General features: G+C 61.4%; 14 protein-coding genes and 1 tRNA gene. 3 read left to right on the top strand and 12 right to left on the bottom strand.

All coding sequences use genetic code 11. The features are described 5' to 3' along the window. Positions 1-40 precede the first annotated feature (40 nt). Entirely contained in the window at positions 41-442 is a 402-nt protein-coding gene (locus tag ACWNC0_RS19115; protein WP_449473914.1) for a VOC family protein, read from the top strand. Positions 443-597: 155 nt separating this feature from the next. On the opposite strand, the gene ACWNC0_RS19110 is transcribed toward ACWNC0_RS19115, so the two are convergent. Then, positions 598-1,179, bottom strand: a complete 582-nt coding sequence (locus tag ACWNC0_RS19110; RefSeq protein WP_449473912.1) for a nitroreductase family protein — start codon at positions 1,177-1,179, stop codon at positions 598-600. Between the two features lie 347 nt (positions 1,180-1,526). Between ACWNC0_RS19110 and ACWNC0_RS19105 the strand changes: the two genes are divergently transcribed. Continuing rightward, the gene (locus tag ACWNC0_RS19105) at positions 1,527-2,204 is read left to right on the top strand and encodes a TetR/AcrR family transcriptional regulator (protein ID WP_449473910.1); all 678 of its coding nucleotides are present in this window, start codon (positions 1,527-1,529) and stop codon (positions 2,202-2,204) included. Between the two features lie 56 nt (positions 2,205-2,260). On the opposite strand, the gene ACWNC0_RS19100 is transcribed toward ACWNC0_RS19105, so the two are convergent. The 8 genes from ACWNC0_RS19100 to ACWNC0_RS19065 form a co-directional block, all read right to left on the bottom strand. Then, a complete protein-coding gene (locus tag ACWNC0_RS19100) occupies positions 2,261-2,581 on the bottom strand; it encodes a hypothetical protein (protein WP_449473908.1) in 321 nt (106 codons plus the stop codon). A 173-nt stretch (positions 2,582-2,754) separates the two neighbouring features. Further along, positions 2,755-2,828, bottom strand: a tRNA-Gln gene (locus ACWNC0_RS19095). 212 nt (positions 2,829-3,040) lie between these two features. Beyond that, on the bottom strand, positions 3,041-7,297 hold the full coding sequence (rpoC, locus tag ACWNC0_RS19090; protein WP_449473906.1) for a DNA-directed RNA polymerase subunit beta': 4,257 nt from the start codon (positions 7,295-7,297) through the stop codon (positions 3,041-3,043). A 78-nt stretch (positions 7,298-7,375) separates the two neighbouring features. After that, complete coding sequence (gene rpoB, locus ACWNC0_RS19085) at positions 7,376-11,539, bottom strand: DNA-directed RNA polymerase subunit beta (protein ID WP_449473905.1); 4,164 nt, start codon at positions 11,537-11,539, stop codon at positions 7,376-7,378. A 344-nt stretch (positions 11,540-11,883) separates the two neighbouring features. Further along, the gene (locus ACWNC0_RS19080) at positions 11,884-12,885 is read right to left on the bottom strand and encodes an anion permease (protein ID WP_449473903.1); all 1,002 of its coding nucleotides are present in this window, start codon (positions 12,883-12,885) and stop codon (positions 11,884-11,886) included. A gap of 28 nt (positions 12,886-12,913) precedes the next feature. Further along, positions 12,914-14,029: a DUF47 family protein gene (locus tag ACWNC0_RS19075; RefSeq protein WP_449473902.1), complete on the bottom strand. Its 1,116-nt coding sequence runs from the start codon at positions 14,027-14,029 to the stop codon at positions 12,914-12,916. 94 nt (positions 14,030-14,123) lie between these two features. Next, entirely contained in the window at positions 14,124-16,235 is a 2,112-nt protein-coding gene (locus tag ACWNC0_RS19070) for a TonB-dependent receptor (protein WP_449473901.1), read from the bottom strand. Between the two features lie 450 nt (positions 16,236-16,685). Continuing rightward, positions 16,686-17,627 carry a LysR family transcriptional regulator gene (locus tag ACWNC0_RS19065; RefSeq protein WP_449473899.1) on the bottom strand — a complete coding sequence of 314 codons (942 nt, stop codon included), beginning with the start codon at positions 17,625-17,627 and terminating at the stop codon, positions 16,686-16,688. Between the two features lie 201 nt (positions 17,628-17,828). Between ACWNC0_RS19065 and ACWNC0_RS19060 the strand changes: the two genes are divergently transcribed. Further along, a complete protein-coding gene (locus tag ACWNC0_RS19060) occupies positions 17,829-18,692 on the top strand; it encodes a glucosamine inositolphosphorylceramide transferase family protein (RefSeq protein ID WP_449473898.1) in 864 nt (287 codons plus the stop codon). Here ACWNC0_RS19060 and ACWNC0_RS19055 read toward each other — a convergent pair. From ACWNC0_RS19055 to ACWNC0_RS19045, 3 genes are read right to left on the bottom strand one after another with little or no spacing between them, the layout of a single operon-like run. Further along, positions 18,616-19,746, bottom strand: coding sequence for a glycosyltransferase family 4 protein (locus tag ACWNC0_RS19055; protein ID WP_449474668.1), 1,131 nt, complete (start codon positions 19,744-19,746; stop codon positions 18,616-18,618). The genes ACWNC0_RS19060 and ACWNC0_RS19055 overlap by 77 nt on opposite strands. A gap of 5 nt (positions 19,747-19,751) precedes the next feature. Continuing rightward, positions 19,752-21,053 (bottom strand): lipopolysaccharide biosynthesis protein, encoded by a 1,302-nt coding sequence (locus ACWNC0_RS19050; protein WP_449473896.1) that lies wholly within the window; start codon positions 21,051-21,053, stop codon positions 19,752-19,754. Then, entirely contained in the window at positions 21,050-21,832 is a 783-nt protein-coding gene (locus tag ACWNC0_RS19045; protein ID WP_449473895.1) for a glycosyltransferase family 2 protein, read from the bottom strand. Before ACWNC0_RS19045 ends, ACWNC0_RS19050 begins: the two co-directional genes overlap by 4 nt. Positions 21,833-21,836: the final 4 nt, after the last annotated feature.

The raw sequence follows: 21,836 nt of genomic DNA, 5'->3' as shown, positions 1-21,836 counted from the left end.
CCGAAGGGTTGAATATGCTTAAAAATGAAGAGCGATGAATATGTCAGATGTGAATAAAGTGATTCCTTTAGGCTTCACCAAGCTGATCGTGCAGGATCTTGACAAGGTTGCGGCCTTCTATGGCGCCGTATGCGGCCTGGTCGAGGAAGCGCAGGCCGATGCGGAGATCGCAGGCCGTCCCATTCGGGAACTGTACTTCAAGTCAAATCCGCCGGGCACGGGGAACTTCACGCTGACGAAATTCCTCGACGTAGAAAAATCGGCCACGGAGTCGGTTATCCTGGGGTTCATCGCGGATGATATCCACCGGTTCGTGGAAAGTGCCGCCGCCGCAGGTGGTGTTATGGTCGTGGCTGCTCATCCGGAGCCCGAACATGGCGTACATGTGGCCTTCGTCAAAGACGTCGAAGGCAATTTGATCGAGGTGGTCCAACTCATGTGAGGTGCGTGGTCACCACGCGTGCAAATGTGAGTGATCATCTCGTGACATCCAGTGCCTGAAGGCTTCTGGATCAGGTGGAAGGGGGAGGTACATGGTGCCTCCCCCAACTTTCATAACGGCGCTTGTCGATCAATGACCGGGGCCGCAATTTCAAGTCAGCCGCGGAAGTTGCCGGAATAGGCAATTTCTTCAAGAGGCTTGCGGTTGCTCGGCTCTTCGCGCGCCTGCAGCTTTTCCGGAAGGGACGCGGGGTCGCCCATCCGGCCTATCGCTACGGCGGCCTCTATCCGGAATCCGTCCGGAACGCCCAGCTCCGCCCTGGTTTTGTCCATATCGATCCCGACCATGCCATGGGCGTGATAGCCAATCAGGGTCGATTGCAGCGCTATGCCCGACCAGGCGGCGCCCGCGTCAAAGCTGTGCGAATGGCTGGGTTTGTCCGGCGATCCCATGGTTGTTTCGCTCAGGATGAACAAAAGCACCGAGGCTTCCTTGGCCCAGATCGCGTTGAACGGAATCAGCAGATCGAGGAAGCGCCCCCAATTGGCGGCATCGTCACGCGTCGCATAGAGAAAGCGCCAGGGCTGATAATTGAAGGAAGAGGGCGCCCAGCGTCCGGCATCCAATATGGTGCGCAGATCGTCAGCGGGCATAACGGAGCCATCAAAGGCGCGTGGCGACCAGCGATTTAGAAACAAAGGGTCGAGTGCCGTGTCGGTTACCCGGTTGAGCGTCATGTCTTTAAGGGTCCTTTGCAAACAAGATGGATTTTACACAGGCTTATCGCTGCAGATCACCAGAAATGCTTGACTAAAAGTTGTCGCATGTCAACGTCCTGATGGCGGCGGTGATCGCAGGGTCGCGCTTCGGACCATTACGTTCTGCGGTGACTATTGATCATGGTTGCTTAAAGGCCTTCCGCGCGTACAACCTTTGTTGCAGGACGGCGAAAAGTTGGAGCGGGGAGCCCTTTGATCACCATGTCGCGAACGGTGAATAACGCTATCGACTTTTCGTAAGCTGAATGGTCAGATGACATACGAGCAGAACTTTTCATCAATTCAAATCAGCGCTACGGGGGAGTATGACTGATCTTAAGGTGAAAAAGGCCAAGCTTGTCGCTCCTCCTCGCCCTGGAGTATATTCCCGGGGTTCCGACACGGTCGATGCAATCCTCAAGGCCGCGTTGCACGTTCTCGTCGATGAGGGCGCATCGGCCTTCACCCTTCGCCGGATTGCTGCTGAATGTGGGATGAAGGTCGGAAATGTGAGCCGTCATTTCCCGCGTAAGGAAATGCTGGTTCAGGTGCTGCTGGACGAACTGCTGAGCCCCACCGTGGGCGAAGCGAGAGTCAGCCTCACCAACAAGGGCTTACCTGCCGAAGAAGCGCTCGCGCTGGTCATCGGGGGCACCTTCGACGAAACGAAGACGAAGAAGATGACCCATCTGTTTACCGAATTGTGGGCGATGGCGAACCACAATCAGTTCGTCGCGGAACGGGTCGAGATGGTCAATCAGTATATGCACAATCTGATGGCTTCCTATGTCGCCGAACTCAACCCGGCGCTTTCCACGGAGGAAGTCGACATCGTGACCCTGTTCATCAACACGTCCATCGAAGGGTCAACGATATTGGCGGGATATGGCAAACCGTGGGAGGCCAAGATGCCGCAGCTCAAGGCTTTTGCCGTCAAATCTCTGATCAATCTTGCCAAGACCATCACTCCCGAGGAGGTGAGAGGGCTTCGCCCGGCTGCGTGACTGTAATTGGGGTCGGGAGCAAGATACTCGCCGCCGCTCCCACACAAATCAGGCGATTAAAGCGGATGTAAGTCTGCCCACGCTGAGCAGGAAGCGGCGACAGCGCCGACGATAGCCGACAGCGCGAGCAATCCGGCGATCAACCGTTCCTGCCAAGCGAAGCGGCGTGCTGTATATAGGCGTTGCCCATTCAGATACGCATTGCCTTGATCATCGAGTCCGATGAGTGCCAGGCCGTCCAGTGAGATGACGCGGAGGTTTTCCGGCCAGTGACGTGGCCGGATGTTGGTGCGCCAATGTCTCAGGTTCACGTAGAAGTCAGCTTCTGATATTTCGTGAACAGGAAGAGTGGCTTGCTCGCTTGATTGTGATGCCACTGAGGATGCCTCCTTTAATCCAGATGGAGGGATTGCGCCAGGGGCCTCTCGATCGCTTGCTTTGACCACAATCAGTCATCAAGCCCAATGCCTCCGCCAAACACCAGCGATCGGCCAGAGAAGGCGATGGCCAAGTTCATATATGGCTTAAATTTTCTAGATTGCCGAATGTTTGGATGCCCGACAAGGATTCGAACCTTGATTGACGGAGTCAGAGTCCGCTCTCTTACCATTAGAGGATCGGGCACCAAGGCGGGTGTAGCCCGCATCGGAAGGCGCAAATAAGCTGGTTGGATCGGCTGGTCAAGGGGCTTGCGCCGGAAAATGCCGCATACTTCGGTTAGGAAAAAGCCCGCCGGTCGCATATTCGTCCGGCGGGCTCATTCATCATCCCTTGCGGGGTAGACAGGCTTGGGAGCCGCTTCTGATATAGGAAGCAGCTCCCTTCATTTCAAAGCTTCAGTCGAGATCCTGGGTGGTGAAGTCCTCACCCTGAACCGCGCCGAGCGGATCGTCGCCAATGGCGGCTTCCGGACCCTGTGCGAGTTCGGCAGCATGCTCTTCAGCAGCCGTCTTGGGCGCGATCAGGTCGACCTGGCTCGATGCCCGCAGGGCGGCGCGCATCGCCGCGTCACGCGACGAGGCGGCAACCCGCATGCGGTTCATGCCCGCGCCAGTGCCTGCCGGGATGAGGCGGCCGACGATGACGTTTTCCTTCAGACCAACCAGCGTGTCCTTCTTGCCCTGAACCGCCGCTTCCGTGAGGACGCGGGTGGTTTCCTGGAAGGAGGCCGCCGAGATGAACGAACGCGTCTGGAGCGAGGCCTTGGTGATGCCGAGCAGCACCGGCTTGCCAGCGGCAGGCGCGAAGCCCGGCTGGAGCTTGGCGTTGATCTCGTCCATTTCCTCGCGGTCGATCTGCTCGCCCACCAGCAGCGTGGTGTCGCCGGACTCGATGATCTCGACCTTTTGCAGCATCTGACGAACGATCGTCTCGATATGCTTGTCGTTGATCTTCACGCCCTGCAAGCGATAGACTTCCTGGATTTCCGCGACCAGATATTCGGCCAGCGGCTCGATGCCGAGAACTTCCAGAATGTCGTGCGGATCGGGCGAACCGCCGATCAGGTTATCGCCGCGCTTCACGAAGTCGCCTTCCTGAACGTCGATCACCTTGCTCTTGGGGATCAGATATTCGACCGGCTCGCCGCCATCCTCCGGATTGATGGCGATCTTGCGCTTCGCCTTGTAATCCTTGAGGAACTGCACGCGGCCCGACACCTTGGCAATGATCGCATTGTCCTTGGGCTTGCGGGCTTCGAACAGTTCGGCGACGCGCGGCAGACCGCCGGTGATGTCGCGGGTCTTCGCGGCTTCGCGAGAGACACGCGCCAGCACGTCACCGGCCTGCACCTGCGCGCCGTCATCGACCGACAGGGTCGCACCCACCGCCAGCATGTAGCGGGCGGCTTCGCCCGACTGATCGTCGAGCAGGGTGAGGCGCGGACGCAGATCTTCCTTGGTCCGGGCGGACCCGCGATGCTCGATGACAACGCGCTGGGCGATGCCGGTCGCTTCGTCGGTCTGCTCGGTCAGCGTCTTGTTGTCGATCAGGTCGACATATTTCACGATGCCCGGCTTTTCCGTGATCACCGGCATGGTGAACGGATCCCACTCGGCAAAGCGCTCGCCCTTCTTCACAGCATCGCCATCCGCAAACAGGATGGTGGCGCCGTAAGGGAGGCGGTGCGTTTCGCGTTCGCGGCCTTCGGAGTCGATGATCGCGATCTCGCCATTGCGGGCGAGCGACAGGCGGCGGCCATTCTTGTCGGTGATGGTCGGCATGTCGCGCAGCTCGATCGTGCCGTCCGACAGGGCTTCCAGGTTCGACGTTTCGTTGAAGTTCGCCGCGCCGCCGATGTGGAAGGTACGCATGGTAAGCTGCGTACCCGGTTCACCGATGGACTGCGCCGCGATGACGCCGACCGCTTCACCGATATTGACCGGCGTACCACGGGCGAGGTCACGGCCGTAGCATTTGCCGCACACGCCCATCCGGCTTTCGCAGATCAGCGGGCTGCGGATCTTCACCGCCTGGGTGCCGATAGCCTCGATCTGCGCGATCATGGGCTCATCGAGCAGGGTGCCGATCGGAATGACGATGCTGCCATCCTTGCTGTCGACAATGTCCTGCGCCGTGGTGCGGCCCAGGATGCGCTCGCCGAGCGAGGCGATGACCGAGCCGCCCTGGACGATGGCCTTCATCTCCAGCGCCTTTTCGGTGCCGCAATCTTCCTCGACGATGGTGCAATCCTGCGACACGTCGACCAGACGGCGGGTCAGGTAACCCGAGTTCGCCGTCTTGAGCGCGGTGTCGGCCAGACCCTTACGGGCGCCGTGGGTCGAGTTGAAGTATTCAAGGACGGTCAGACCTTCCTTGAAGTTCGAGATGATCGGCGTTTCGATGATCTCGCCCGAAGGCTTGGCCATCAGGCCGCGCATACCGGCCAGCTGCTTCATCTGAGCCTGCGAACCACGGGCACCGGAGTGCGCCATCATGTAGATCGAGTTGATCTGGGCCATGCGGCCGGTCTGCGGGTCCTTGGGCTGGGCGCGGATTTCGTCCATCATGGCGTTCGCTACCACGTCGCCGCAACGGCTCCAGGCGTCGATAACCTTGTTGTACTTTTCCTGCTGCGTGATCAGGCCGTCCTGATATTGCTGCTCATAGTCAGCCACCAGCGCCTTGGTTTCGGCAACGGTGCCTTCCTTCGAGTCCGGGATCACCATGTCGTCCTTGCCGAACGAGATGCCGGCCTGGAACGCGTGGCGGAAGCCCAGCGCCATGATGGCGTCGGCGAACAGCACCGTGTCCTTCTGGCCGGTGTGGCGATAGACCTGATCGATGACGTCCCCGATTTCCTTCTTGGTGAGAAGGCGGTTGACGACGTCGAAGGGGACCTTGTGCGACTTGGGCAAGCATTCGCCCAGCAGCATGCGGCCCGGCGTTGTCTCGAAGCGCTTCATATACTGCTGACCGGCTTCGTCGGTCTGCGGCACGCGGCTGGTGATCTTCGAGTGCAGCGTCACGGCCTTTGCGAAGAGAGCCTGATGGACCTCCTGCATGTCGGCCAGCAGCATGCCTTCGCCCGGCTCGCCTTCGCGTTCCATGGACAGGTAATAGATGCCCAGCACCATGTCCTGCGACGGAACGATGATCGGCTTGCCGTTCGCGGGCGATAGGATGTTGTTGGTGGACATCATCAGCACGCGCGCTTCCAGCTGGGCTTCCAGCGAGAGCGGCACGTGGACGGCCATCTGGTCACCGTCGAAGTCGGCGTTGAAGGCCGAGCAGACGAGCGGGTGCAGCTGGATCGCCTTGCCTTCGATCAGGACGGGTTCGAACGCCTGAATACCGAGGCGGTGAAGCGTCGGCGCGCGGTTCAGCATGACCGGGTGCTCGCGAATGACTTCGTCGAGGATGTCCCAGACTTCCTTGCGTTCCTTCTCGACCCACTTCTTCGCCTGCTTAAGGGTCATGGACAGACCCTTGGCGTCGAGGCGGGCGTAGATGAAGGGCTTGAACAGTTCGAGCGCCATCTTCTTGGGCAGGCCGCACTGATGCAGCTTGAGTTCCGGGCCGGTCACGATGACCGAACGGCCCGAATAGTCGACGCGCTTGCCGAGCAGGTTCTGACGGAAGCGGCCCTGCTTGCCCTTGAGCATGTCGGACAGCGACTTGAGCGGACGCTTGTTCGCGCCAGTGATGACGCGGCCACGGCGGCCATTGTCGAACAGGGCGTCGACGGCTTCCTGCAACATGCGCTTTTCGTTGCGGACGATGATGTCCGGCGCGCGCAGTTCCATGAGCCGCTTCAGGCGGTTGTTACGGTTGATGACGCGACGATAGAGGTCGTTCAAGTCCGAAGTCGCGAAGCGGCCGCCGTCCAGCGGCACCAGCGGGCGCAGTTCTGGCGGAATGACCGGGACGACGTCCAGGATCATCCATTCGGGGCGGTTGCCCGATTCCAGGAAGCTCTCGACGACCTTCAGACGCTTGATGATCTTCTTGGGCTTCAGTTCCGACTTGGTCACGGCCAGCTCATCGAGCAGCGCCTGCTTCTCGCCTTCAAGGTCGAGGTCCATCAGCATCTGCTTGACCGCTTCCGCGCCGATCCCGGCGGAGAAGGCGTCTTCGCCATATTCGTCCTGCGCGTCGAGCAGCTCGTCTTCGTTTAGAAGCTGGAATTTCTCAAGCGGGGTCAGGCCCGGTTCGGTGACGATGTAGCTCTCGAAATACAGCACGCGCTCAAGCTGCTTGAGCTGCATGTCGAGCAGCAGGCCGATGCGCGAAGGCAGCGACTTCAGGAACCAGATGTGCGCGACCGGCGCTGCCAGTTCGATATGGCCCATCCGCTCGCGGCGGACCTTCGACACCGTGACTTCGACACCGCACTTTTCGCAGACGATGCCCTTATATTTCATGCGCTTATACTTGCCGCACAGGCACTCGTAATCCTTGATCGGACCGAAGATGCGGGCGCAGAACAGGCCATCACGCTCAGGCTTGAACGTGCGATAGTTGATGGTTTCCGGCTTTTTGATCTCGCCGAAAGACCAGCTGCGGATACGCTCTGGCGAGGCGAGGCCGATCTGGATCTGGTCGAAGGTTTCGGCCTTCTGGACCGGGTTGGCGAAATTGGTCAGTTCGTTCATCTTTTTCATTCCCTCATGAGGGCAAATCTTTGGAGCGAAGGGGAGGGCGCCGCCGTCAGGCCGCGCCCCGCAAACCCTTTATTCCGCTGCCTGCGCGAAGCCGTCGTCGTCCTCGACCTCGTCCATCGCGGCGAGTTCGACGTTGAGGCCCAGCGAGCGCATTTCCTTGACCAGCACGTTGAAGCTTTCGGGGATGCCAGCCTCGAAAGTGTCGTCGCCCTTGACGATCGCTTCGTAGACCTTGGTACGGCCGACCACGTCGTCCGACTTCACCGTCAGCATTTCCTGCAGCGTGTAGGCGGCGCCATAGGCCTGGAGCGCCCACACCTCCATTTCACCGAAGCGCTGGCCACCGAACTGCGCCTTACCGCCCAGCGGCTGCTGGGTGACGAGGCTGTAGGGGCCGATGGAACGAGCGTGGATCTTGTCATCGACCAGGTGGTGCAGCTTCAACATGTAGATGATGCCGACAGTCACCTTACGGTCGAAGCGGTCACCCGTGCGGCCGTCGAACAGGTCCGACTGCCCCGAGGTGTGCAGACCCGCCAACTCCAGCATCGCCGACACGTCGGCTTCACGGGCGCCGTCGAACACCGGGGTTGCCATCGGAATGCCGCGCTGCAGATGCTCGGCTAGATCGATGATCTGCTCCGCCGTGCGGCCTTCGATCTGATCGGCATATTGCGGACCGTAGGATGCAAGCAGCCGTTCCTTGACCGCGTCGGGCATTGTGCCCGGCTGCGGGTTCGGATTGGCCTCACGCCAGTCTTCCAGCGCATGCTTGAGCTGCTGGCCGAGGCCACGGGCAGCCCAGCCCAGATGCGTTTCGAAGATTTGCCCGACGTTCATGCGCGAAGGCACGCCCAGCGGGTTCAGCACGATGTCGACATGGGTGCCGTCCTCAAGGAACGGCATGTCCTCGATCGGCAGGATGCGCGAGATGACACCCTTGTTACCGTGACGGCCGGCCATCTTGTCGCCCGGCTGCAGCTTGCGCTTCACCGCGACGAAGACCTTGACCATCTTCAGCACGCCCGGGGGCAGCTCGTCGCCGCGTTGCAGCTTGTCAACGCGATCCTCGAACTTCTCGACGATCAGCTTCACCGCTTCGTCATACTGCGCCTTGACGGCTTCGATGCCAGCCTGACGGGTGTCGTCCGCGACGGCGAACTTCCACCATTCATGACGCTCGACTTCGGCCAGCAGGGCCTCGTCGATCTCGACACCCTTCTTGATTCCCTTCGGAGCGGCGGCAGCGGTCTGGCCGAGCAGCATTTCCTGGAGGCGGTTGAAGGTCGCGCGGTTGAGGATGGCGCGTTCGTCTTCGCGGTCCTTGGCGAGACGGTCGATTTCCTCCCGCTCGATCGCCATGGCGCGCTCGTCCTTGTCGATGCCGTGGCGGTTGAAGACGCGGACTTCCACGACCGTACCGGCAACGCCCGGCGGCAGACGCAGCGAGGTGTCGCGCACGTCGCTCGCCTTTTCACCGAAGATCGCGCGGAGCAGCTTTTCTTCCGGGGTCATCGGCGATTCACCCTTGGGGGTGATCTTGCCGACCAGGATATCGCCCGGCTCCACTTCGGCGCCGATGTACACGATGCCCGCTTCGTCGAGGTTGCGCAGCGCTTCCTCGCCGACGTTCGGGATGTCGCGGGTGATGTCTTCCGGCCCCAGCTTAGTGTCGCGGGCCATGACCTCGAACTCCTCGATATGGATCGAGGTGAAGACGTCATCCTTCACGATCCGTTCGGAGATCAGGATGGAGTCTTCGTAGTTGTAGCCGTTCCAGGGCATGAACGCGACGAGCGTGTTGCGGCCCAGCGCCAGCTCACCGAACTCGGTCGACGGGCCGTCGGCGATCACGTCGCCGCCTTCGATCAGGTCGCCCACCTTCACCAGCGGACGCTGGTTGATGCAGGTGTCCTGGTTCGAACGCTGGAACTTCTGGAGCGTGTAGATGTCGACGCCCGATTGGCCGGGTTCGATATCGCCGGTCGCGCGGATGACGATACGGGTCGCATCGACCTGATCGACGATGCCCGGACGCTTGGCGGCAATGGCGGCGCCGGAATCGCGCGCAACTGTGCCTTCCATGCCGGTGCCGACGAACGGCGCTTCGGCATTGACCAGCGGCACGGCCTGACGCTGCATGTTCGATCCCATGAGCGCGCGGTTGGCGTCATCGTTTTCCAGGAACGGAATGAGCGAGGCCGCGACCGACACCAGCTGCTTGGGGCTGACGTCCATCAGGGTGATGTGGTCCTTGGGCGCCATCAGGAATTCGCCCGCTTCACGCGCCGAGATCAGGTCTTCGGCCAGCGTGCCGTCGGCGTTCAGCTCAGCGTTCGCCTGCGCGATCGTGTGCTTGGCTTCTTCCATTGCCGACAGATAGACGACCTCATTGGTCACCTTGGTGTCGATCACCTTGCGATACGGCGTCTCGATGAAGCCATATTTGTTCACGCGGCTGAACGTGGCGAGCGAGTTGATCAGACCGATGTTCGGGCCTTCCGGCGTTTCGATCGGGCAGATACGGCCGTAATGGGTTGGGTGAACGTCGCGGACTTCAAAGCCTGCGCGCTCGCGGGTCAGACCGCCCGGCCCAAGCGCCGACACGCGGCGCTTGTGGGTGACTTCCGACAGCGGGTTGGTCTGGTCCATGAACTGCGACAGCTGCGAGGAGCCGAAGAATTCACGCACGGCAGCCACGGCGGGCTTTGCGTTGATGAGGTCATTGGGCATGACCGTCGACACGTCGACCGACGACATGCGCTCCTTGACGGCACGCTCCATGCGCAGCAGGCCGACGCGATACTGGTTTTCCAGCAGCTCGCCCACCGAACGGACGCGGCGGTTGCCGAGATTGTCGATGTCGTCGATCTCGCCCTTGCCATCCTTCAGGTTCACCAGTTCCTTGACCACGGCGAGGATGTCCTCGACGCGCAGGGTGGTGACCGTGTCTTCGGCATCGAGGTCGAGACGCATGTTTAGCTTCACGCGGCCGACGGCCGAGAGGTCATAGCGCTCGGGGTCGAAGAAGAGACCGGCGAACAGGGATTCAGCGGTTTCCTTCGTCGGCGGCTCGCCGGGGCGCATGACGCGATAGATGTCCGACAGGGCCTGGTCGCGCTCTTCGGCCTTGTCGGCCTTCAGCGTGTTGCGGATCCAGGGGCCGGTGGTGACATGGTCGATGTCGAGCAGTTCGAGACGGTCGATGCCCGCCTTGTCCAGCTTTTCGAGGTTTTCAGGGCTGACTTCGTCGCCTGCCTCGATGTAGATTTCGCCGGTCTTCTCGTTGATGAGGTCGTAGGCGCTGTAGCGGCCATAGACTTCCTCGGTCGGGATCAGAAGCGTCTCAAGACCGTCCTTCTCGGCCTTGTTCGCGGCGCGAGGGCTGATCTTGTGGCCAGCGGCGAACACGACTTCGCCCGACTTGGCATCGACGATGTCGAAAGCGGGCTTCTGGCCACGCCATGCTTCGGCGAGATAGGGGATCTGCCAGCCGCCTTCGCCACGGACGAACACGACCTTGTTGTAGAAGAAGCCGAGCATGTCTTCGGCGGTCAGGCCGAGCGCATAGAGCAGCGCGGTAACCGGCAGCTTGCGCTTGCGGTCGATGCGGACGTTGACGATGTCCTTGGCGTCGAATTCGAAGTCGAGCCAGGAGCCACGGTAGGGGATGACGCGCGCGGCGAAGAGATATTTGCCCGACGAGTGGGTCTTGCCACGGTCATGGTCGAACAGAACGCCCGGCGAACGGTGCATCTGCGACACGATGACGCGCTCGGTGCCGTTGACGATGAAGGTGCCGTTGCCCGTCATGAGCGGCATGTCGCCCATGTAGACGTCCTGCTCCTTGATATCGAGCACGGAGCGGGTTTCGGTGTCCTGGTCGACCTCGAACACGATCAGGCGCAGCGTGACGCGCATCGGCGCTGCATAGGTGATGCCGCGCTGACGGCATTCCTCAACGTCGTACTTCGGCTCTTCCAGCTCGTAATGGACGAAGTCCATTTCGGCGGTGCCGGCGAAATCGCGGATCGGGAATACCGAGCGCAGGGTCTTTTCGAGGCCCGATACATAGCCGATCGACGGGTCCGAACGCAGGAATTGCTCATAGCTCTCCCGCTGGACTTCGATCAGGTTCGGCATCTGCACCACTTCGTGGATGTCGCCGAATACCTTTCTGATGCGCTTCTTCGCGCCGGTATTGCTGATCGTGGGGAGAGCTTTGGTCGCCATTGCGTTTCCTGCCTGTAATTCGTCGCATTTTTTCGCATCGCAGCGAAATTCAGCCTGACGAGACGGGTGAAAGGGCTGATTCGCCCTTCTGCCGCCACGCAAAAAAGTGCGGGCCGGGACTGTCCGATCCGCACTGTCAGCACCTTGTGACCCACCAAATGTCGCCCAATCCCGCCGGTTTCGCGCGCTATTCGAAACCGGTCCCCGGGCGATCCAGGGGACGGTTCATGCTTGCTGTAAGGCTTGCAGGAACCGGATTTTCAAAACGCCATATAGAGACGGTGCGACCCTTTGTGAAGGGCGGATTGTCTTAATAACGATCGTGATCCGATCGCTGTGGCGGATCAGAACAATCGTGTCAGGCCATAGAAGCCTGCGCCGATCAGGGCGGCGGCGGGTAGCGTCACCACCCAGGCGATCACGATGCTGGAGGCCACGTTCCACCGGACGGCCGACAAGCGGCGGGAAGCGCCGACGCCAACGATCGCGCCGGTGATGGTGTGCGTGGTGGAAACCGGCACGCCCAGATGCGTCGCCAGGAATAGCGTCATTGCTCCGCCGGTTTCGGCGCAGAAGCCTTGAGCCGGAGTAAGCCGCGTAATCTTCGACCCCATTGTGTGGACGATCTTCCAGCCGCCGAGCAGCGTGCCGAGGCCCATCGCCGCCTGACAGGAAATGACCACCCAGAAAGGAACGTGGAAGCCGCCCGTCAACATGCCCTGCGAATAGAGCAGGACCGCGATGATCCCCATCGTCTTCTGGGCATCATTGCCGCCATGGCCGAGCGAATAGAGGGACGCAGATACGAGCTGAAGCTTGCGGAACACCCGATCCGCGCCCTGGGGCGTGAAGCGACGGAATATCCAGCTGATGATCAGGACGAGCAGTAGCGCCAGGATGAGGCCGATCGCAGGGGACATGACGATGGCGGCGCTGGTCTTGAATACGCCGCTCCATACGACAGCGCCGAGGCCTGCCTTAGCCGTGCCCGCGCCCAGCAGACCGCCGATCAGTGCATGGCTGCTGGAGGAGGGGATGCCGAGGCCCCATGTAATCAGGTTCCAGGCAATGGCGCCCATCAACGCGCCGAAGATAACCTGCGGGTCGATGATGCTGGCATCGACAATGCCTTTGCCCACCGTTTCAGCGACATGCAGGCCGAAAAAGAGGAAGGCGATGAAGTTGAAGAAAGCCGCCCAGGCCACCGCATATTGCGGCTTCAACACGCGCGTCGATACGATCGTCGCGATCGAGTTCGCGGCATCGTGCAGGCCGTTCAGGAAGTCGAAGGCGAGCGCGATGCCGACCAGGGCAACGAGCAGCGGAAAGGCGAGATGGGCTTCCATCAGATTGAGACTCGAATGGAGCTAAGGATCAGGCGTGGTCGATGACCAGCCCGGAGATTTCGTTGGCGACGTCCTCGAACCGGTCGGTCACCTTCTCCAGATGGGCGTAGATTTCGTTCCCCACGACGAAGTCCATGGGGTTGCCTTGCCGGGCCTGATTATACAGCGCCTTAAGGCCTGCCTCATGCAATATGTCGGCATGCCCCTCCAGCTTCACCAGCCGCTCGGTCAGCTCATGCAGCCGCACCGAATTGAGGTTTAGCGAACGCAGCAGCGGCATCGCTTCGGCTGTGATGCGGGCGCACTCCACGATAAGGGCGCTCATATCCTGCATCTGGGGTGCGAACTCCTTGACCTCGAACAGGGCGATCGCCTTGGCGGTCTGGTTCATTTGGTCGATCGCGTCGTCCATCACGCCGATCAGGCCGGTGATGGCGCTACGGTCGAAGGGCGTCACGAAAATGCGGCGGACGTCCTGCAGCACTTCGCGGATGATGTCGTCGGCTTCATGCTCACGCGCGGAGATCTCTTCGATATGTGCGTCCATGTCCGGGCCGCCCTTCAGCAGCTTGGCGAGCGCATCGGCCCCGGCGACGAGCGTCACCGCATGATCCTCAAACTGTTCGAAGAAGCGCCCCTGTTTGGGCATCAGCGCGTGAAACCACCGCAGCATTCCAGTCCTTTCGCTTTGCCATTCCTTGATCCGCAGCAGCGTTCGGATGAACCAGCCCGGATCGCGCGGCGGTTCGCGAAAGGCCGCGATGATCGTTTGAAGATCGGGTTCCTCGACCGCTTTCGCGGCCTCTGCGACCGGAAACCAGCGCAGTTCCCTCTGCCCCTGCTCGGGCCATTGCGACAACTGGCCGGTCACTGCAAGGGGGAAAACTTCAACCGTGGCTTCGCGCGTGTCGCCCTTGCGGCGACGCTTGTCATAGCGGTAGCGGCCCAAAGGAGCGGGGCAGGCGATGCCATGAATGCCCGCTTCCTCATAGGCTTCAAGCTCAGCGGCCCGGTGTCCGGCCATCCCCTTGATGCGATTTCCCTTGGGGATGACCCATCGGCGGGTTTCGCGCGAGGTGATGAGCAGGATGCGCATCGAGCCATCGGGGTCGGCGGCATAGGGAAGGGCGGCGATCTGGCGCATTACCAGTCCGCCCCCGCAACCTTAGCCATAAAATGCCCCTCATCCATATGCGCCTTGTAACCAAACCGTCACATTGCGCAATGAACTAGGTTGGTCAGATGGATAGTCGAGCCGTCAGGCGGATATCCCGTCCGGCCAGTGGCGCATAATCCTTGAGGAAGCTGGCATGTCGCCGCGCCTCGACATCGAATATATTGTTCGCCGACAGGCTGATGGTGGTCCGGTCATTCCCTTTCAGCGGCTTGAAGGACAAGGATGCTTTGACGAGCGTGAAGCCGTCGGTGCGGGTTTCGGTCGAGGCGATCCTGTTCTGCGCAAAACTATGTTCGACCTCGCCACGGAAGCTCAGGCGGTCGCTCTGAAGTTCGATCCCTCCGAGCAAACGCAGCGGCGGGATGCGTGGCGCAGGGCCTGAGCCGGTGATGGTTGCGCGGACATAGTCGGCGAGGCCATCCAGATTGACCTTGTATCCGCCGACTTCCCCGAGCTTTACCGATGCCTCTGCTTCAAAGCCGAGATAGCGCGCATTAGCCTGATTATATTGGAAGCAGGGGAAATCCAGCGGCTTTCCGCCATTCACTGCCATGCAGGCGCTGTCATCGACCAGCGCATCATAGATGTAGCCGTTGAACCAATTGTGATAGGCCGACAGGGACATGGTGTAGCCGGGGCCTTCACCGCGCAGCGTGGCTTCAACGCCCCAGCTTTTTTCCAGGTCGAAGTTTGGATTGCCAAGCTCGAATGCTTGCGTCCCGGCGTGATTGCCGCGCGCGAACAGTTCTTCGGCCGAGGGCGCGCGTTCGGTGCGGGCGAGGTTCAGGCCGACGCGCCAGCCGGGACGTATTTCCTGGCTGGCGCCGATCGACCCGGAAAACGCGTCGAAGCTGCGCTGATAGGCGGGATTGAACAAGGTCGCGTCCGCGTCCGCCCCTACCTTATTATGTTCATAGCGGCCGCCCAGTTCGATCCGGCTGCTGCCAAGGTCGAAGGATTGAAGCGTGAAGAAGCCGAGTTGCTCCGTCCGGTTGCGGGGCAGGAATTTCTCTTCACCTTCGACATGGAAATTGCGGGCGAAGAATTGGGCGCCGACGGCGCCATCCCATCCGCCGCGCTTGGCCTGTACCAGTTCCAGCCGCGATTCGATCGACTGATTGTAGAAGGTGGTGCCGACGTCCCCGGACGGTTCGATCTCCTGATGCTGGTAATCGGCAAAGCCTGCGCGGAGGCGGATGGAATCCAGGATGCCGCCATTGACCGGCAACTCGGCGCGCATGTCCGCGCGGTCCTGCTTCATGTGTAGGTGGACCAGTTCGCCCTCCGACCCCGGTTCGACCGAATAACGGACGGGGACGCCGTAGAGATTGTCCGTGTGGGCGATTGAGAAGCCGAGGTTGCCGCCATCGGTCACGAGCGCCGCGCCGCCAGCCACTTCCCAGGTGCGCGCGGCGCTGTTGGGCAGTTTGCCCCTCAGATCGGCTAGGGGCGTGATGGCGGGGTCTCCGCTCGCTGCGGCCTGGGCGCGCAGGGCTGGGGTCAGGATGTAATTGCCGGTGTCGAGATCATCGCTCTTCGAATAGCTGCCGTCGAAGTGGACGACGATCTTGTCCGTTACCGGCGCTTCGATCTCGGCGGAGCCGCTGCGTTCGTTGGCGGCGCTGCCGTAATTGGCGATGCCTTCGATGTGGATCGGCTCGTCGGGGACGCGTCGGGGGATGCGGCTGTCGATCACATTGACGACCCCGCCGATCGCCGAGGAGCCGTAAAGCAGCGCTGCGGGACCGCGCAGCACTTCGATGCGGTCGGCGGTCAGGGGATTGATCGCGACGGCGTGATCGACCGAGGTGTTGGATACGTCGAAACTGCCGACGCCATCGGTGAGGATGCGTACCCGTTCGCCCTGAAGGCCGCGCAAGATCGGGCGAGAGGCGTTGGGGCCGAACGAGGTGGCGGAGACGCCGGGTTGATGGGCGAGGGTTTCGCCGATGGTGGTCCGCAGGTCACGTGTCAGCTCGGCGCCGGAGAGGACCGAGGTGCCGGACAATATGTCACCCTGGCGGCGGGGGATGATCGCGGTGACGACGATGTTGGGCTGATCATCATGATAGGTGCCGGGCTGGATTGATGACGATTGGGCGAGGCTGGGGGAGGCGAGGCAGATTGCGGTGAGGGCGCAGCTGGCGCGGAGGAGCGGCAGGGGGGAATTCATGAAGGAAACCCTTAATTGAAACGGTTTGTGAGGGCGCCTCTATCTTAAATGTTATAACGTATCAATGGGGTTGGGGGGATTATCGGGGGAGGGGAGAGGGTTAGCGGCCAAGCGGGCGAGATCGTAGATAAGTGGCCTGGATCAGCGGGGAATTACCGGCGATTGGAGCGTAATCGTGTTACACGGAAGCATCGGAATTGAGGCTGAATTTCCGTCACTCCGGGGCTCGGCCGGGGCTTCACTGCGTCGACAGCGTAAGAAACGAAGCGGGACCCCGGATCAAATCCGGGGTGACGATTAGTGTGGCATCATCAGGCTCTAGGGATCAGTGATCAGGGGATATGGGACTGGAGGCAGGGACAGGAGCCAGACCCGGCTGCTGGGGATCGACGATCGACTACAGGCCTAGCGACCAACTACTAAGATCGATCGTGGACCCGGAAACAAAGATCAGAGGAACAGGAATTCCGCGAGCGCACTCACAGGCGAGTCTGCGTCGGCGCGGGGGCGCAGGGCTTGTCGGACCTCGATGGAAGGGAGGGGGCGTTCGAGGGGGAGGCGGCGGATGCCGTTCATGCGGCCGAGGTCGCGCGCGAGGGGGCCGAAGGCGGCGAAGCAGCCCGCGCCTTCGCGCAATATGGTCATGATATCGAACATATTGTCGGTTTCGAGCACCGGCGCGCCCATGCTGATGCCTTCTCGGTCGAGCGCTTCATCGATGATGCGACGCAGGCCGTTATTCGGCTCCATGGCGAGCGTGGGACTGATCCGGAGATCGTCGACCGTGACGATGTCGCGCCGGGCGAGCGGATGATCCGCCCCGGCGTAAAGGTTGATCTGTTCCGACCAGCCATAGCGGGAGGCGAAGCCCGGCTGTTCCCCCAATGCGTAGAAATAGGCGATATCGATGCGGCCCTGCTCCAGTGCCGCACGCGCCTCATCGGCGAGGTGGATGGAGAGGTCGAGCGTGATCGCGATATCCTCATTCGCGGCCTCGAACGCGGCGAGCGCTTCCTGAAAATGACCGAAAACAGGCGCGGGAGCGGCAAGGGTGATCGACTGCCGCGCTGGTGCGGGGGAAGGCTCCGCAGGCGCCGCTTCAGCCACGACCGACGAAGGGGAAGGAGGGGCCGTTTCGTCCGGCGCCCAGCTGTCGGACTGATCCTGCGACAAGAGAGTCATCGCCTCGGCGGTCTTGCGCCCGGCGGCGGTCAGCCGTTGATGATCAGGCGGACCTTCAAACAGATGATAGCCAAGACGCATTTCCAGAGAGGCGATTGCGCGCGCGATGTCTTCGACCGGGACGCCCAGATCGCGGGCGCAGCGCGTCATGCTGCCCGCCGCCACCATCTGCGCAAAAATGTCGAGTTGACGCAGGGAAGGCGTGGCCATGCGGCGGTGATAGTGCAATTGGGACGCGGGGTTAAGCGGGATCTTTGGCGGTGGTCAGGCGATGTCAAACTGGGGGTGACGCGAGGCCCATCGCCGTTTCGATGAAAATCCTCAATCGGCAAGATCATGCTTGGCATTCCGGCAAGAAGGGGGAATAGCGACGATATGCCCCGCCGCAAGGATATCTGGAGATGTGGATTGGTGACGGAGCCAATCGATATTGTCCTGTCAAAAGGGTGTATCGAGGGTCCTGTCACCTGGTTGGCGGAAGAGCCCGACTTTCAATTTATCGCAGACCCCTTTGGATGGCGGGATGAAGCCGGTCATCTTCACGTCTTTGTGGAACATTACGACTATCGAACGCGACATGGCACGATCGAAGCGAGGGTCTTCGACGACAAGATGCGACTGATTTCCCGCCATCCCTGCCTGAAGGAGCCCTGGCACCTTTCCTATCCGCAGATATTCAGCGCGGAGGGTGCCGTCTGGATGCTTCCGGAAGCACACCGATCCGGGCGGCTGATGCTGTACCGGGACAAAGGCGGGCTGACCGACTGGCGCGCGGAATGCGACATCGAACTCGACTGCGTGGCTGTCGACGCCAGCATTTTCCACGACGGTCAGCGTTGGTGGCTTTTCTATTCGCCTGCAACGAGCCGAGCGACGAAGCAGTCGCACCTTCATGTGGCCTGGGCGGACAGGCTATGTGGACCCTGGACCCCCCATCCGGGCAATCCGGTTCGGATCGATCGCGCGTCGGCGCGTCCTGGCGGCACGCCCAGTATGATCGGAGCCAGGATCATGCTGCCCGTTCAGGATTGCACCACAACCTATGGTGGGGGCATCCGGCCCCTTTGGATCACGCGTCTGAACGAGAAAGAGTTTGAGGCGGAGGCAGGCGATGCGCTGGGTCTTCCCGGGTCAGCGGGCGCATATCAGGATGGCATGCACACGTTGAGCGCCTGTGGTGACATCACATTGTTCGACGTCAAACGCGTCGATACTTCGCTGCGCGGCCTTGCCCTTGATCTTCGTCGGAAGCTTGGCGGATATGGTCGAGGATGAGGGCTCCCGTCGCAGCGAACTTCTCCCAGGAATAACGATCCAGCATGACGCCGCGCGCCCGCGCGCCCATCGCGCTTAGCTTCGCTGGGTCGCCGAGCATGTCGCGCAAGGAGGCGGCCAGCGCGTCCGGGTTTGCTGGCGGCACGGTAAAGCCGGTTTGCCCCTGTTCGATTGACCAGGGCAATTCCCCTACCGCCGAAGCGATCACGGGCAGCCCGGCGGTCATCGCTTCATGCGCGGCGATGCAGAAACCTTCGGAACGGGACGGCTGAACATACAGATGAAGGTGCGAGAGGAAGGTTTGCGGACTGGCCGTGTAGCCGGAAAAGGACAGGTTCGATATTCCGGCTTGTCGCGCAAGGCTTTCCAGCCTGTCCCGCTCCGCGCCATCGCCTACGATGGAAATTTCGAAGGGGCAGGGCGCTGAAAAACCTTCCGACTTCAGCTTGGCCAAGGCGGCAATCAGGACATCATAGCCCTTTACGGGATGGAGCCGTCCCAGCGAGCCAATGCGGAGCGTCTTGCCGGGGGACCAGGCCGTTGCATGGGGCAGGGCGGGATCGGCCGCGAAAATCGGCCAGCACATAAGGCGATTTTCAGGCACGTTCAGGCGCTCTGCGGTCAGGGCGGTGACGGATCGCGAATCTCCGATCCAAAGGAGCGCCCGGCTTTGCAGCCGCCGCATGAGCCGCCTGTTCCATGGCTTCAGGAAAGCGGCGTGCTGCCAGCTGATCACGGGCAGGCCGAGCATTGGCCCAAGCAGGAGGCCGAGGATCGTGGCGCGAGAAAGGGAGGTCCAGATGTGGGTCGCGCCCCAATCCTGCAACTGCCGCTTCAACCACAAGGCCGCGGCAAGATGGTCGCCCGTTCCGCCCTCCCGGATGAGCGGGTCGAGGCCCGCTTCGACCATCGCGGGCGCCCCGCGCCGGTCGCGGGGCGTGAGTGCAAACACCCGCACAGTGGCTCCCTGATCACGCAGGACGCGCGTGATGGCCGGAACCGGCCGAGAGGCGCCGCCGCCCTCGACCGAGTTGATCACATAGGCGATCCGCATCGCGCTCAATGCGCGAGGCTCCTGCGCCATGTCAGGCCAGCGAGAAGGCCGCTGGCCAACAATGCTTGCCCGAGGGCCTGAATGCCCGCGCCCATCAGTCCCCATTGATGGAGTAACCAGGGAAGGACGGGCAGAAAAAGGAGCCCGGCAAGGAGATTGGCGCTCATGGAGAGCGCGGGATAGCCCATTGCGGAGAGGGCGGAGCTGCATGGCGGGCCGACGATCGCTATGGCGCGCGCGGCGACGAGCACGATCATGACACTGCCCGCTGCGGCAAAGGCGGGACCGGCGAGCAGCGTGATGATCGAGGTGGGGAACAGGGCCACGATGAACACGACCGGGGCCGCTGCCGCGAGAGCGATGAAGATTACGCGGGTGAGTGTCCTGCGGAGCGAATGGCCGCCTTCGCCAGCCGCTATCATCCTGGCGAGTTCGGCATAGGCCGTGTTGCCCAGGATTTGCGCGGGTTGCGCGATAATGACGGTTGCGCGTTGAGCGATTGCGAACAGGCCCGCCATGGCGGGGCCGAGGACCCAGCCGATGATGAGAGGCGCGATCCGTCCGGTCAGTTCGTTGAGGGTGATGTCGGCATTGCTGGCGATCATGAACCGCCATATGCCGGGATTTTCCAGGCGGGCGCTCCCCGGTCCCGGTTGAAACAAGGCCCGGCCAAGCTGCCGATAGGCCTGCCAGATGCCCATCGCCCAAAGGACCGCGAATTCCGCCAGCGCGGCGATGAGCCATGCGGCGAGGAAACCTTTGAGGCCCCAGCCGAACAACAAGACGAGGCTGGCGCCCATCAGGCGAACCGCAGGCTGCACCAGATTGTGAAAGGCGATCAGGTCAAATCGGTTGATCAGTTGGAGATAGCCAGCCGGGGCGGAGCGAACGGAGCCCAACACGGCAAAGCTGTAGGGAATGGCAAAGGCGACGGTTTCTGGCGGCCAGCCCAGGCGCGGCCCGACAAAGGGCGCGAGCACCATTGCCGCAACGATCGCGGCGACGCCGCCTATCAACTCTGTCGCCGTCCCGAAGCGCAGCAGTCGCGCCAGACGGGGCATTGCGCTTTCCTCGCCCGCTTCCGCACCATAGCGGACGATGGCTTGCCAGGCTGGAAATTCTATGATGCCGCAGACCGCCGTGACATAGCCGTGGACCAGGACGAGCAGCCCATAGTCGCGCGGCCCCAGTGCCCGGGCCGCGATGATCAGGTAAACAAGGCTGATGATCCCGGCACCGGCCTTGCCGCCCAGGACCAGGCCCATGCCTTTGAAGATGCGTTTGGTAATGCCCGCAGGTGCCATCATTTGGCCGCTGAACACCATTGTTTTTCCCGCAAGGCAATGCCTAAGCTGTTGCGAGCGGCAAGCCTGCGTCCAAGGAAGCTGTAGAAATACCAGTTCATACCCCATTGGGGCATGTATCGATATATGAGCCGCTCCAAGCCATTCCAGCTCACATTTTTGCGGGAAATGCGTCGTTCGGACGGGAAGCAGATATGTAGGGGGTGATGGAGGATATGGCCGTGATGGATTACACGATGGATGATTTCATGGTCTTCCAGCACATACGGCCAGATTTTGGTGTCGAAGCCGCCAGCGGTCCTGAGCGCGGCAGTTCGGAATGCCTGAGCATAGCCACCAGCATGGCATTTGCGCGGAAAGCGGCGGCTCTTTCGCATGATGAAGGCTATGCGCTGCTGTGAGCACGGATCGGCTTGGGGCTTGTAAAGATCAATGGCCATAACGGCCGCTGCCTGATCGTCACTCTCGAACAACGTGATAATCCGGTTGACGTAATCAGGCGGATAGAGGGTGTCGGCATCGCAGATTGTAACCAGCGGCGTTTCCACAAGCGCAAGTCCGGCCTGCATCGCATGGATTTTGCCCGGTTTCGGACAGGACAGGATTTCGAAGCGACCTTCCAGAGCAGCGGCGTGTGAAGCTGCTTCTTCCGCGCCGCCATCGGTCGAACCATTGTCGACCAGCAGGACGCGGAAACGGTCATCGCTTTGAGCCGCGAGGCTTGCCACAGTCGGGCCAATCCACCCTTCTTCGTTGAAGAAGGGCAGAATAATGGTGAGCATTATG

The sequence above is a fragment of the Sphingobium chungangianum genome (assembly GCF_977014255.1).
This window is presented reverse-complemented; position numbering and strand designations above follow the sequence as displayed.